Source organism: Planomicrobium sp. CPCC 101079 (assembly GCF_007859275.1).
Classification (GTDB): Bacteria; Bacillota; Bacilli; order Bacillales_A; family Planococcaceae; genus Planococcus.
This window is the reverse complement of sequence record NZ_VOHC01000011.1, coordinates 213,859-226,860: the sequence shown is the minus strand read 5'-3', so window position 1 is coordinate 226,860 and position 13,002 is coordinate 213,859. Positions and strand designations below refer to the sequence as shown.

12 protein-coding genes are annotated in these 13,002 nt (G+C 45.3%); 1 reads left to right on the top strand and 11 read right to left on the bottom strand.

Annotation, left to right across the window (positions count from 1 at the left end; translation table 11 throughout):
• Positions 1-106: 106 nt before the first annotated feature.
• The 5 genes from FQV28_RS05585 to ccpN all read right to left on the bottom strand — a co-directional run bounded on the left by FQV28_RS05585 (position 107) and on the right by ccpN (position 6,115).
• Positions 107-1,246, bottom strand: coding sequence for an acyl-CoA dehydrogenase (locus tag FQV28_RS05585; RefSeq protein ID WP_146494581.1), 1,140 nt, complete (start codon positions 1,244-1,246; stop codon positions 107-109).
• Between the two features lie 162 nt (positions 1,247-1,408).
• Positions 1,409-2,563, bottom strand: coding sequence for an RNA polymerase sigma factor RpoD (gene rpoD / locus FQV28_RS05580; RefSeq protein ID WP_146494580.1), 1,155 nt, complete (start codon positions 2,561-2,563; stop codon positions 1,409-1,411).
• Positions 2,564-2,593: 30 nt separating this feature from the next.
• Positions 2,594-4,390 (bottom strand): DNA primase, encoded by a 1,797-nt coding sequence (gene dnaG / locus FQV28_RS05575; protein ID WP_146494579.1) that lies wholly within the window; start codon positions 4,388-4,390, stop codon positions 2,594-2,596.
• Between the two features lie 264 nt (positions 4,391-4,654).
• Positions 4,655-5,467, bottom strand: coding sequence for a pyruvate, water dikinase regulatory protein (locus FQV28_RS05570; protein ID WP_146494578.1), 813 nt, complete (start codon positions 5,465-5,467; stop codon positions 4,655-4,657).
• 9 nt (positions 5,468-5,476) lie between these two features.
• Positions 5,477-6,115, bottom strand: a complete 639-nt coding sequence (ccpN, locus tag FQV28_RS05565; RefSeq protein WP_146494577.1) for a transcriptional regulator CcpN — start codon at positions 6,113-6,115, stop codon at positions 5,477-5,479.
• Positions 6,116-6,429: 314 nt separating this feature from the next.
• On the opposite strand from ccpN, the gene FQV28_RS05560 reads away from it, so the two are divergent.
• A complete protein-coding gene (locus FQV28_RS05560; protein ID WP_146494576.1) occupies positions 6,430-7,806 on the top strand; it encodes a glycine--tRNA ligase in 1,377 nt (458 codons plus the stop codon).
• A gap of 83 nt (positions 7,807-7,889) precedes the next feature.
• Here FQV28_RS05560 and recO read toward each other — a convergent pair whose 3' ends face one another.
• Genes recO through FQV28_RS05530 form a run of 6 tightly spaced genes read right to left on the bottom strand, consistent with a single transcriptional unit; the run spans position 7,890 to position 12,979 of the window.
• Positions 7,890-8,672: a DNA repair protein RecO gene (gene recO, locus FQV28_RS05555; protein ID WP_146494575.1), complete on the bottom strand. Its 783-nt coding sequence runs from the start codon at positions 8,670-8,672 to the stop codon at positions 7,890-7,892.
• 12 nt (positions 8,673-8,684) lie between these two features.
• Positions 8,685-9,602 carry a GTPase Era gene (gene era / locus FQV28_RS05550; RefSeq protein WP_146494574.1) on the bottom strand — a complete coding sequence of 306 codons (918 nt, stop codon included), beginning with the start codon at positions 9,600-9,602 and terminating at the stop codon, positions 8,685-8,687.
• Positions 9,586-9,996, bottom strand: a complete 411-nt coding sequence (locus FQV28_RS05545) for a cytidine deaminase (protein ID WP_146494573.1) — start codon at positions 9,994-9,996, stop codon at positions 9,586-9,588. The genes era and FQV28_RS05545 overlap by 17 nt, the downstream gene beginning before the upstream one ends.
• 20 nt (positions 9,997-10,016) lie before the next feature.
• Positions 10,017-10,370: a diacylglycerol kinase family protein gene (locus FQV28_RS05540; protein WP_146494572.1), complete on the bottom strand. Its 354-nt coding sequence runs from the start codon at positions 10,368-10,370 to the stop codon at positions 10,017-10,019.
• Positions 10,357-10,839, bottom strand: a complete 483-nt coding sequence (gene ybeY / locus FQV28_RS05535; RefSeq protein WP_146494571.1) for an rRNA maturation RNase YbeY — start codon at positions 10,837-10,839, stop codon at positions 10,357-10,359. The genes FQV28_RS05540 and ybeY overlap by 14 nt, the downstream gene beginning before the upstream one ends.
• 25 nt (positions 10,840-10,864) lie before the next feature.
• Positions 10,865-12,979, bottom strand: a complete 2,115-nt coding sequence (locus FQV28_RS05530; protein WP_146494570.1) for an HD family phosphohydrolase — start codon at positions 12,977-12,979, stop codon at positions 10,865-10,867.
• Positions 12,980-13,002: the final 23 nt, after the last annotated feature.

The following is a 13,002-nucleotide window of genomic DNA, read 5'->3' as shown; positions in this document are numbered from 1 at the left end:
TTCTGCATACTGATAGCATTTGTATCAATCATTATTGTACTGTATTATGAGCAAAACGAAAAGTATTAAAGGATAACTTTTGCTTGTTTGTGACAAAATCAGTAATTTAACAGCCGATCTGTTTGGCGATGACCATTCTTTGAACTTCAGAAGTGCCTTCCCCGATTTCCAGCAGTTTAGCATCCCGCATATAGCGCTCCACTTCGTATTCTTTCATATAACCATAGCCCCCATGGATCTGAATTGCTTCATCTGCCACTTCCATTGATATTTCAGAAGCATATAATTTTGCAATCGATGCTTCTTTTGTAAACGGGCGGCCCTGGTCTTTCAGCCAAGCTGCTTTGTATACCATATTCCGTGCCAGTTCGATCTTCATCGCCATGTCTGCCAACTTAAACTGCGTCACTTGAAATTCAGAAAGTGTTTTTCCAAACTGTTTACGTTCTTTTGAATAGCTTAAGGCCCGGTTAAATGCCGCTTGTGCGATGCCTACAGCCATTGCAGCAATACCGATGCGGCCGCCATCCAGCGTCACCATAAACTGCTTAAAGCCTTCTCCGCGCTTCCCGAGCAGGTTTTCTTTCGGCACACGGACGTTTTCGAGGACCAGCTCTGTTGTATTGGACGAATGAAGCCCCATTTTTTCGTAATTATCTATGATTGTGAAGCCTTCTGCATCCGTTGGCACAATAATGGCGCTGATTTCTTTTTTGCCGTCTTTCATGCCGGTGATCGCTGTCAACGCCAAGTGCTTGGCATAGCTTGCGTTGGTGATGTATACTTTCGAACCGTTGATTACCCAGTCGTCGCCGTCTTCTACAGCACGCGTCTCTGTTCCGCCCGCATCCGAGCCGGCGTTTGGTTCTGTTAATCCGAACGCGCCAAACGATTCACCCGTACAAATCGGCGTCAAATATTTTTCTTTTTGCTCTTCGGTGCCAAATAGATTCAATGGAGCCCCACCTAATGAAATATGCGCCGAATAAGTGATTCCTGTAGAAGCGCAGGCGCGGCTTAATTCTTCGGTCACGATAGCAAAGCTGATTGTATCCGCCCCGGCACCGCCGTATTTTTCATCAAACGGCAAGCCCATCATCCCCATGTCGGACAGCTGTCTGAAAATTTCTTTTGGAAATGCTTTAGTCCGGTCCCTGTCAATTGCACCTGGGGCCACGACTTTATCGGCAAATTCCTTGACGGTCTTTTTGATCATTTGCTGTTCTTGCGTCAAATCGAAGTTCATATTCTTACATCCCCTTTGTCATGAATACGCTTACATATTTCATTATATCGTTAAAATTCGATTAAACTCAACTTATAATCAAAAAACCGTCCGCTTTTCTCTTAAAATAATATTTGGATATAAAAAACCGCTCATCATGATGCAATGAGCGGTTCTCCAATTCTATTCCAAAAAGTCTTTCAAGCGTTTGCTTCTGGATGGGTGGCGCAGCTTACGAAGCGCTTTTGCTTCAATTTGGCGGATTCGTTCACGCGTTACACCGAATACTTTCCCTACTTCTTCAAGTGTTCGGGTACGGCCATCATCAAGGCCGAAACGCAGGCGAAGCACGTTTTCTTCACGGTCCGTCAACGTGTCCAATACATCTTCCAATTGCTCTTTCAGCAACTCATAAGCGGCATGGTCAGATGGCGATTGGGCATCCGAATCTTCGATGAAATCACCTAAATGGGAATCATCTTCTTCCCCAATCGGCGTTTCCAAAGATACCGGCTCTTGTGCAATTTTCAAGATTTCCCGGACTTTTTCAGGCAAAAGATCCATCTCTTCCCCAATTTCTTCTGGTGAAGGTTCACGGCCCAGGTCTTGCAGCAACTGGCGCTGCACACGGATCAATTTATTGATCGTTTCAACCATATGCACTGGAATGCGGATGGTGCGCGCTTGATCGGCAATCGCACGGGTAATGGCTTGGCGAATCCACCAAGTGGCATAAGTACTGAACTTAAAGCCTTTCGAGTAATCAAACTTTTCAACAGCTTTGATCAGACCCATATTTCCTTCTTGAATAAGATCCAAGAACAGCATGCCGCGGCCCACATAGCGTTTCGCAATGCTGACAACGAGACGCAAGTTCGCTTCAGCAAGGCGTTTTTTCGCTTCTTCATCGCCTTGTTCAATCAGTTTTGCCAAACGGACTTCTTCTTCCGCTTTCAACAAGTCAACGCGTCCGATTTCTTTCAAGTACATGCGGACCGGGTCATTGATTTTAACCCCCGGTGGAACACTTAAGTCATTCAAGTCGAACTTTTCTTCCGTTGGTTTCATAAGACGGTCCAAATGTTCCTCGTCGTCCGTTTTGCGTTCCAATTCAATGCCATGGCCCTCCAATTGATCGATAAATTCTTCGACCTGATCGGATTCCATTTCAAAGACGGCTAATTTATCGGCAATCTGTTCATAGTTGAGTTCACCGGTTTTCTTTCCTAATTCGATCAACTGTTTTTTCGCTTCTTCAATTCCTGCTTCTGGACCTTCAATAGTCAATGGAACATTGCTTGCTTCAACTTCATTTGGGCGTTCAGACTTTTCAGCCATACGACTTCCTCCTTATAAAACGGAATCCTTTTACAACGTTTTTCGCAAAGCGATCGCTTCTTGCGCAAGAAGCAAAGCCCGCTTTATATCGTGTTGTTTTTCCGCTTCTTTTGATTGCTGCATTTTTAATGTGATTTGCTGTTCGACTCGATGTTTTACCAGATGTTTTAGACAGTCAGCGATTTCTTCTTCTGCATGCTCCGGATCACGTTCTGCCAACGTGGTTTCCATAACCAATTTACGGAGTTCCGCATCTTGGAGCGTTTCAAGGAATTTATGGAAGTCTGCTTTGTCCCATTCTTCGTAAAACCCTAGCAACTGGACGTAGAGCGCTTTGAATTCTTCACTGGCAAACGGAATTTCAGTGGGATCGCTAGCCACTTTTTCCATGACATCGGCATCCGCCAATAGATGAGAAAAAAGCAGACGCTCCGCCCTGTGCAGCGCAGTAATTTGTTTAATGGCTTTTTTCATCGGTTTTATCGGCTGCTCAGGGCGGTTTCGCTCGATTGACTTGTTTTCCAATTTGCGGTAATGCTGTAAAATCGCTTCTTCAGAAAGGCCGGTTTCCCCCGCCAGCTGCTTGATGTACAAATCCCGTTCAAGCGGAGAGGAACGGCCTGCAAGCAACTGCAGCACTTCCTGAATATATTGGAGCAAATCGTTTTCGTACTGGAAATTTTTATGTCTACGAGCATGCATCATTGCAAACGCTATAAACGCATGCGGTTTGCCGATAATCTGCTCTTTAAAAGCTTCACTGCCGTGCTCCCGGACAAAGTCATCGGGATCCATCTTGCCCGGAAGAACAGCAACTTCCACTTTGAACTTTTCTTCATTGAGCGCAATAGCAGCTCTTTTTGCAGCTTCCCATCCGGCATCATCCCCATCAAAACAAATGACGACTTCTTGGGCGAACCGTTTCAGCTGCTTAATATGCTGGGCTGTCAAGGAGGTTCCCATTGTCGCAAGCGCATTATCGACGCCTGCTTTGCCCGCTGCAATTACATCCATAAAACCTTCAAATAAAATAATTTTCCGATTTTTCCTGATAGCGCTTCTGGCGTGGTGTACATTGTACAACACTTGGCTTTTTTGGAAGATAGGCGATTCTGGGCTGTTCAAGTATTTGGCTTCTTCCTTTGAGGTTTCCAGAATGCGGCCGGAAAAAGCGATAACTTTGCCGGTCTCGTTCATGATTGGAAACATGATCCTGCCCCGGAACCGGTCGAAAAAGCCATTTGACTGCTCCCGTTGTATAGCAAGGCCGCTTGTTGTCAACTCTTCATCGCTGAACCCTTTTCGCTGTAAGGCTTTTGACATGTAGTTCCATTCAGGAAGCGACCAGCCAATACGGTTTTTTTCAATGATTTCCCGTGTAAATCCCCGGTTCTCCAAATAATCAAGTGCCGACTGCCCTTCTTCTGTATTCATCAAAATGTGATGATACATATCAGCGGCAAATTCATGCATGGAAACAAGCTGTTGATCGCTTTTGGATAAGGCATTGGGTGCATCAGTCGGCGTATTGACTTCAATATCGATGCCGGTGCGCTCCCCTAATTTTGACAAAGCTTCCTGGAAGCTGATATTTTCAATATCCATCAAAAACGTAATGGCATTTCCGCCTGCGCCGCATCCGAAGCAATGAAAAATCTGTTTGTCGGATGTTACGGAGAAAGAAGGTGTGCTTTCTCCGTGGAACGGACAAAGGCCAAACCAATTTCGGCCACGTTTGGTCAGTTGGACATATTCCCCAACAATATCTACAATATCGGTGCTGGAACGAATCTTTTCAACCACTTCTTCAGGAACTCGATTAGACACTTTATCACCATCTTTGTTTGCTTCACGTATTATTATTCGTGATATAGCGGCAAATCCCTTTATTTTTCCGATAAAAAGATAGACCCGTCAAAATATTCTTCTATATAGCTTTAGCCACAAAACTATATTATAAAACGTTTTTTTATAAAAATCCACTAATAAAATCTCAGATGCTTTATCGAACTCCGCCTAGCCTCTGAACATTGGAAAATGCAACCATCTACCTGCTCTAAAAACAGAAAAACCTCCTTCTCAGGTGGCTTTTCAAACTTTATCTTTAAATTTGGTTAAAATTAAATTTGCTGTCTCTTCTACTGCACGATTTGTCACATCTACCACTTCACAGCCGATTTTATCGACCACTTTATTGAAATGAATGATTTCTTCATGAATCCGTTCAATCCTGGCGTAGTTGGCATCATCATTCAATCCCAGAGCTATCAGCCGTTCTTTACGGATGTTATTTAGCTTTTCGGGAGAAATTACAAGGCCAAAACATTTTGCTGGATCCACTTGGAACAATTCTTCCGGCGGATCCACTTCTGGAACGAGCGGTACGTTCGCCACCTTTAATCGTTTATGGGCTAAATATTGGGAAAGCGGCGTTTTCGATGTCCGGGAAATTCCGACTAAGACAATGTCAGCCATTAAAATGCCTCTCGGATCTCGGCCGTCGTCGTATTTAACAGCGAACTCGATCGCTTCTACCTTCTTGAAATAATCATCGTCCAATTTACGGACCAGTCCAGCTTCTTCCAGAGGTGCAGCCCCGAGTTCCTCTCCCAGCGCATCGAGGAGTGGCCCCATTAAATCAACTGCCGAAACCTGAAGTTTTGCCGTTTCCGCAACAAGATATTCCCTTAACTCTTTTGATACGAGCGTATAGACGATAAATGCTTTTTGATTGGCAGCCAATTTAATGATTTCATGCAAGTGATCGATAGAATCGATATAAGGAAATCTCTTTAAAACGGCGTGCTGATCTGCGTTTAAGTATTGGCTAATGGCTGCTTTCGCAACTAGTTCACCTGTTTCTCCGACCGAATCGGAGACGATGAACAAGCGGAGTGGATTCATATGTGCACCTCACAATTCATGGCTTTCCGACAGGGATAAAAACGCACGGGTAATATTGGTTTTCGTCAATCTGCCGATGACTTTTAATCCTTCCGGTTGTTCGATTACGACCGGCAAGGCATCGATTTGCTGATTAATCAGGCGATGGGCCGCTTTTATAAGCGGTTCGTTTTTAAAACAATAAGTGATATTGGGCATGCGGGTCATGATGATATGTACAGGAATACTGGACAAATCTTGGTTGCCAAGACTCGTACGAAGCAGGTCTTTCCGCGACAAGACACCTGTCAAAAACGACTGTTTGTCGACCACGAACAAGGTACCGACATCGTCTAAGAACATTTGGCTGATGGCGTCATAAACACTGACATCTTCCCGCACAACTACAGGAATCGATTGGAAATCACCAACTTTCATATTGTTCATTGTTTCAGAAATGTCTTGCCCAGGTTTTTTTCCCGAATAAAAATAGCCAACACGCGGGCGGGCATCTAAAAAACCTGCCATGGTCAAGATGGCTAAATCGGGCCGTAATGTAGCTCTTGTCAAATGCAGGCGTTCAGCAATCTGTTCTCCCGTTATCGGGCCATTGCCTTTTACGATCTGCAAAATTTCTTCTTGCCTCTTATTGAGTTCGATCGGACTCACCGCCTCAAAATATGTTATACTCAATGTTCATTATTATATACTAATCATAGAGATATTGCGAAGAAAAGATTAGCGTGATACAATTACTAGCGAATCGAATACCAGGCAATGATGGATCTTAAAAAACTGTCGCATTCTAGCGAGCGGGGACGGTGAAAGCCCGCACAGACAGGATCAGGCAATCCGGAGCCTCTTCTTTTATAAGCGGGCTGCATCTGCAGCCAATCGGGGTGGAACCGCGGGTCATAACGTACTCGTCCTCGGACTCAATGTCCGGGACGCGTGCGATTTTTTTATTTTATGGAGGTAATTTTATGTCAATGGAAGATGTAGTAAATTTAGCAAAACACAGAGGTTTTGTTTTCCCGGGCTCTGAAATTTATGGAGGTTTGGCTAATACTTGGGATTATGGCCCACTCGGCATCGAATTGAAAAACAATGTCAAAAAAGCTTGGTGGAAAAAGTTCGTCCAGGAATCCGTACACAATGTCGGATTGGATGCTGCCATCCTGATGAACCCAAAAACTTGGGTAGCATCTGGCCACGTCGGCAATTTTAACGACCCGATGATCGATTGCAAGAGCTGCAAAACACGCCACCGTGCGGATAAATTAATCGAAGATGCGCTAGAGGCAAAAGGCATTGAAATGATCGTCGATGGCTTGTCATTCGAGCGCATGGCTGAATTGATCAAAGAACACGACATCAAATGTCCGACTTGCGGATCAAAAGAATTCACGGACATCCGCCAATTCAACTTGATGTTCAAGACGTTCCAAGGCGTTACGGAATCGTCAACAAACGAAATCTTCCTGCGCCCGGAAACGGCTCAAGGGATTTTCGTCAACTATAAAAACGTCCAGCGTTCCATGAGAAAGAAAATGCCGTTCGGCATCGCCCAGATCGGCAAAAGTTTCCGCAACGAAATCACACCAGGGAACTTCACATTCCGCACGCGTGAGTTCGAGCAAATGGAACTTGAGTTCTTCTGCAAGCCGGGCGAAGACCTGGAGTGGTTCGCTTACTGGCGCGATTTCTGCAAAAACTGGCTGTTGGACTTGAACATGACCGAAGAAAACATGCGCCTTCGCGACCATGACGAAGATGAATTATCGCATTACTCGAATGCCACAACGGATATCGAATACAAATTCCCATTCGGCTGGGGCGAGCTTTGGGGCATCGCAGACCGTACCGACTTTGACTTGAAGCGCCATATGGAACATTCAGGCGAAGATTTCAATTATATCGACCCAATTACAAACGAACGCTATGTTCCATATTGCATCGAACCCTCTCTTGGAGCAGACCGCGTCACGTTGGCATTTCTTGTTGACGCCTATACTATTGAAGAGCTTGAAAACGATGACAAGCGGACCGTGTTGAAACTACATCCGGCACTCGCACCGTATAAAGCGGCAGTTCTTCCCCTCTCCAAGAAACTAGCGGATGGCGCAACAGAAGTTTTTGCTCAGCTATCGAAGCATTTCATGGTAGAGTATGACGAATCCCAGTCAATCGGCAAACGCTACCGCCGACAAGACGAAATTGGAACTCCGTTCTGCATCACATACGACTTTGACTCTGTAGAAGATGGCCAAGTGACTGTACGCCACCGCGATTCAATGGAACAAGTCCGTATGCCGATTGCAGATGTGCAAGCGTATATTACCGAACATACTCAATTTTAAGGCCAAAAAGCTATCTGCCATTAGGCAGATAGCTTTTTTTCGTTCCAATAACTTTTCTGCACAAAAGAAAAATCCGCCAATGACTACTCGTCTTTTGGCGGATCTTCTTTTTTCGGAAAAAATTCCGGTGTCCGTTCGATTTGTTCGAGGAAGCCGCGGGATTTCAAACGGATTCCCGCTTGTTCTTCGTAGATTGTGCGGACAATTTGCTTTAATAGCGTCTTGGATTCTTTTTTCAATTTCAGTGAACCGACCCGTTCAATCGGGACGAAAAAAAGTGTCCGGATCACTTTTACGAGCGCTGGGCTTAGACGGATGATGTAGCGGTCAATGTCAAAACAGCGATGGCACAAAAAACCAAGTTCCTGGAATGAAAAAGCGAACTCGCCTTCCGCTGCCCCGCAATTGGCGCATTGGTGCAATGTCGGTGTCAACCCGGCATAAGGCAGCATCTTCCACTCAACAAATAACGTAATCGCCTCGGGGTCATATCCTTCGTCGATAGCGTGAAGCGCTTGGTAAAGCATTTCATACACCACGGGCTGCGGCTCATCTTGTTCGGTCAGACGGTCAATCAGCTCCGTGATATAACTAGCATGGGCAGTCGCCATGATATCTTCCCGGATATGCCGAAGCGACTCCAATGGGTCTCCGTGCTGGATGGTCCCCATGCCTTTTCCTTTGTAGATCGAAAAAGTGCCGTGTGTAAACGGCTGCGTGATTGCAGCCAGTCGGCTCGCCGGTTTCTTCGCCCCTTTTGCCATGCACGTGATTTTGCCGGCTTCCCTGGTAAACAAGGTAACGATTTTATTCGTTTCGCCGTAAGGGCGTGCACGGATTACAATGCCCTCTAATTGATTTTGCATGCTGGCCGCTCCTTAGTATTCGTCGTCTCGGAAGCCAAAATCGCGCAAATGCACCGCTTTGTTGCGCCAGTCTTTCTGTACTTTTACCCAAAGTTCCAAAAAGACTTTTGAGCCAAGCAGATTTTCTATATCTTGGCGCGCGCGTGTGCCGATTTCTTTCAACAATACCCCTTTTTTACCGATAACAATGCCTTTTTGCGAATCCCGCTCAACCATGATGGTCGCTTGTACGCGAATCATGTTTTCGCTTTCTTTATCAGGAGCAATCTTTTCAATAACCACTGCAATCGAATGCGGAATTTCTTCACGGGTTAAATGCAAAGCTTTTTCCCGGATCAGTTCCGAAATTATAAAGCGTTCAGGATGGTCCGTTACTTGGTCTGATGGGTAATACTGCGGCCCTTCAGGCAAGTAATCCGAAATTTTCCCAAGCAAGTTCTCGACGTTGTTGCCTTGCAGAGCTGAAATAGGAATTGCTTCTTTAAAGTCGAATTCATTGCGGTACGATTCAATGATTTTCGGCAAGTCATCCGGATGGACTTGGTCAATCTTGTTGAGTACCAAAAAGACCGGAACATCAATGCCTTTCAGCATTTCAAGAACATAACGGTCCTGTTTGCCGATGCGGTCAGCTGCACTGGCCACAAAGAGCAGAACGTCCACTTCCCGGAACGTATTCTTTGCCACTTTTAACATGAAATCGCCCAATTTATGGCGCGGTTCATTGATACCTGGCGTATCGATAAAGACCATTTGGCTGTCATTTGTTGTCACTACGCCTTGCACTTTATTGCGAGTCGTTTGCGGCTTATCGCTCATGATGGCGATTTTTTGGCCGACCACGCGGTTCAAGAAAGTCGATTTCCCTACGTTCGGGCGTCCGATGATGGAAATAAACCCAGATTTGAAGCCATTATTTTCTTGCTGCATATTTTAAATCCTCCGTAGAAAACGCGCCTGGAAGCAATTCTTTTACTGATGTCTCCTGGACGTCCCCTTTTAAATTTGTTAAATAAACCGGCATGTCCGGCGGGCAAAATTCTGCCAATACTTGCCGGCAAGCTCCACAAGGCGATACCGGACCTTCTGTATCCGCTGCAACAGCGATTGCCATAAAATTCAAATCGCCTTCAGATACGGCTTTGAACATCGCTGTCCGCTCCGCGCAATTCGTCATGGAATAGCCGGCATTTTCAATATTGACCCCTTTATATACTTTTCCTTCAGCTGTCAAAAGCGCTGCGCCAACCGGAAAATTCGAATAAGGCACATAAGCTTTCTCGCGTGCAGCGACTGCTTGTTCCATCAATTGTTTCTTCTCCATTATCTATCACCTCTGTAAGATTAAAACCATTTTGGCATAAAGATTAGTAAACCAATTATAGCACTAGCTAGCGCAAAAACCAAAACCGCACCGGCCGCAATGTCTTTTGCCTGTTTCGCAAGCGGATGAAATTCACCAGTCACCAGATCCACCACACGTTCAAGCGCAGAATTGACCATTTCCAGCGCAATCATGCCTCCTATCAGCCCAATGACCACAACCCATTCGATATAAGAAAGCCCCGTGAAAAAAGCGGCAATCACTACGATGATGGCCGACAAGAAATGGAAACGGACGTTTTGTTCTTTCACTAGCGCCGACCTGACCCCTTCCGCCGCATACTTGAATGACCGGAAAAATCTATTCGCGTTCATGCTGATTGCGTGTAATGCCGAGAGAAGATAAAATCTCCTCTTGCCGAGAGAACATTTTTTTCTCGTCTTCTTTGTTCATATGATCGTATCCGAGAAGGTGTAAAAACCCATGAACAGCCAAAAACCCGAGTTCACGTTCAAATGAATGGCCATAATCTGCGGCCTGCTCTTTTGTGCGATCAAGCGAAATGATAATATCGCCAAGTGTCCTCGGCGCATCCGTGCCGACAATTTCCAATTCTCCTTCGCCCATTTCTTCCATGGCGAAGGAGATCACATCCGTCGGTTCGTTTTTTCCGCGGTATTCTTTGTTGATATCACGAATCATTTCATTCGTCACAAACGTCACCGACACTTCTGCATTTCCAACTTCTTCAACATCCGCCGCATGCATAAGCACCTTTTCAACAAATTGCAAATCGCCCTCTTTCAGAGAATCGGTCTCATCAAGAAAATCTATAGATAACATAATAACTCCCTCCAGGCACTTTACTTTATTTTGGGTATTCAATTCTTGTATGGAACGTCCCATTCAAGGTTTCGCACATGACTTTTTTGACCGTCTTCAATTCTTTCATCGTTAAATCGCATTCATCAAACTGTCCATCTTTCAGTTTATCTTCTACAATTGCATCGACTAAATTTTTTATTTTTTCTGATGTTGGCTCTTTCATCGAACGCACTGCAGCTTCAATGCTATCAGCAATGGAGACAACCGCAATTTCTTTTGTTTGCGGCTTTGGCCCTGCATAGCGGTATAGCCCTTCATCCACTTCCGGGTTTTTCTCTTTTTCTTTATGGTAAAAAAATTTCAACAAACTCGTCCCATGATGTTGCATGGCAATGTCGACAATTTCTTTTGGCATTTTATGTTTTTTTAAGATGTCAGCCCCTTGCTTGCCATGGGCCAGTATAATGTCACGGCTCGTATCCGGTGGAATGGCATCATGGGGGTTCGGAATGTTCATTTGGTTTTCAATAAAAAACTGCGGCATTTTCGTTTTGCCGATATCGTGATAGTAGCAACCGACACGGGCCAATAAACCATTTGCCCCGATTGCCTCGCATGAAGCATCAGCCAGGTTTGCGACCATAACGCTATGGTGGTAAGTCCCAGGCGTCTCCATCAAGATTTTTTTAAGCAGCGGGTGGTTCGGATTTGCCAATTCAATCAGCCTAATGGCTGAGAGCTTCCGAAAAATCGACTCAAAGAACGGCAAGAGCCCGATTGTCAGCGCACCTGACGCGATGCCCGAAACTAATGCTGCTGCAAAGTAAAAACCAATCTCCGACCAGTCATACTGGCTTTGCCCCATGAGCAAATAGAAGCCCACATATAATGCGTTCACTGCAGCAACGACCAAACTCGCCTGAAGCAAGTGGGCACGCTTGTCGTCCCGTTCAGTCAGATAGATGCCGGTTATCCCGCCGACTAAAATGTATAGTACAACATCCATCTCTACAAGCTCTGCATAATCCCCTTGCAGCATGATGCCGGCACTGACTGCGATAAAGAAAGATACAAAAACAGCATAGCGCTCATTAGCCAGCAAGCAGACAAGCATCCCAGCCAATGCAGTTGGAAAAAGGAAAGCGATGTTGATTTCAAAATTGCCGCTGACTAAACTGATCAACTTCAATAACGCCAATGAAAAGGCGATGACAATCCCGATCACTAAAAGCGCTGTAATCTTCTCTGGTTCTTTTGCAGACGAACGCTTCAGGATAAGCATCAGCAAACCCATAGCAATAACAACAAAAAGCAATAGCCCGATCGGGGGCTTGAAATTTTGCTGTTCTTCCGTCATGCCAGCAAGCTCTAACTGGCGATATACTTCCCGGTCAACGACTTGCCCCTCTTGGACAAGCACTTGGCCCTTTAAAATCCGAGTCGGTTCGACACTGGCTTTGGCCTGCTCCATTTGAGCGTTGGTCAATTCTTCATCAACTACTTCGTTCGGTTTAATCGCGAAGCGCGCGATAGAGGTTGCCGCAGGCAATATGGAAGCCGGTATGTTTTCGTTTTGCCGGATTTCCTGCTCAATGCCATTTTGCACTTCTAAAACAGCTTCTTCCCGCAACGGATTACTCAATCTATTTTCAACGGCATTCTGCAGCTCGTTCTGCACGCCTTGCAGCCGTTCCTCTGGCAACAGCAAAAGATTTCTCATCGTTTCATCCGTCAACCGCAGCCCGCTTTCGTTTGTTTCCATCAACCGAAGTTTTTCCCGGAGGCTTGCTATCATGGATGCCATATCCGGCGCTTTTTTCTCATTGTCTTTAACAGTGTCTTTCACTTCCACTATATAGCCGAAAAACGAGTCGATAACAGCGGCCTGATTTCCTGCAAGTTCATCACTAAACTCATAACTAGGTGAAATCTCAGCAGCTACACGCTCTCGTTCCAGTTCCGTCTTTACTGGATCTTCAACAGTTTTAGCTGAACGAATTGTTTCATCCGACAGTTGAAACAATTGTATATCGTACGAGTTGGCATTGATCGAGGGATACAAAAACCCGTAAACCACTGCACCGATCAATAAGATTAATCCAATTGCAATAACTTTATAACCCGCCTTGTCGTAAAGGCTTTTTGCCTTCTGGCGCATCAAACCACCCCACTCTTTATACA

Excerpts from the sequence above, each read along its gene's own strand:
- rpoD (WP_146494580.1), bottom strand. The coding sequence starts at position 2,563 with ATGGCTGAAAAGTCTGAACGCCCAAATGAAGTTGAAGCAAGCAATGTT.
- FQV28_RS05560 (WP_146494576.1), top strand. The coding sequence starts at position 6,430 with ATGTCAATGGAAGATGTAGTAAATTTAGCAAAACACAGAGGTTTTGTT.
- FQV28_RS05530 (WP_146494570.1), bottom strand. The coding sequence starts at position 12,979 with ATGCGCCAGAAGGCAAAAAGCCTTTACGACAAGGCGGGTTATAAAGTT.
- ybeY (WP_146494571.1), bottom strand. The coding sequence starts at position 10,839 with ATGTTATCTATAGATTTTCTTGATGAGACCGATTCTCTGAAAGAGGGC.
- recO (WP_146494575.1), bottom strand. The coding sequence starts at position 8,672 with ATGCAAAATCAATTAGAGGGCATTGTAATCCGTGCACGCCCTTACGGC.
- era (WP_146494574.1), bottom strand. The coding sequence starts at position 9,602 with ATGCAGCAAGAAAATAATGGCTTCAAATCTGGGTTTATTTCCATCATC.
- FQV28_RS05540 (WP_146494572.1), bottom strand. The coding sequence starts at position 10,370 with ATGAACGCGAATAGATTTTTCCGGTCATTCAAGTATGCGGCGGAAGGG.
- FQV28_RS05545 (WP_146494573.1), bottom strand. The coding sequence starts at position 9,996 with ATGGAGAAGAAACAATTGATGGAACAAGCAGTCGCTGCACGCGAGAAA.
- FQV28_RS05570 (WP_146494578.1), bottom strand. The coding sequence starts at position 5,467 with ATGAATCCACTCCGCTTGTTCATCGTCTCCGATTCGGTCGGAGAAACA.
- FQV28_RS05585 (WP_146494581.1), bottom strand. The coding sequence starts at position 1,246 with ATGAACTTCGATTTGACGCAAGAACAGCAAATGATCAAAAAGACCGTC.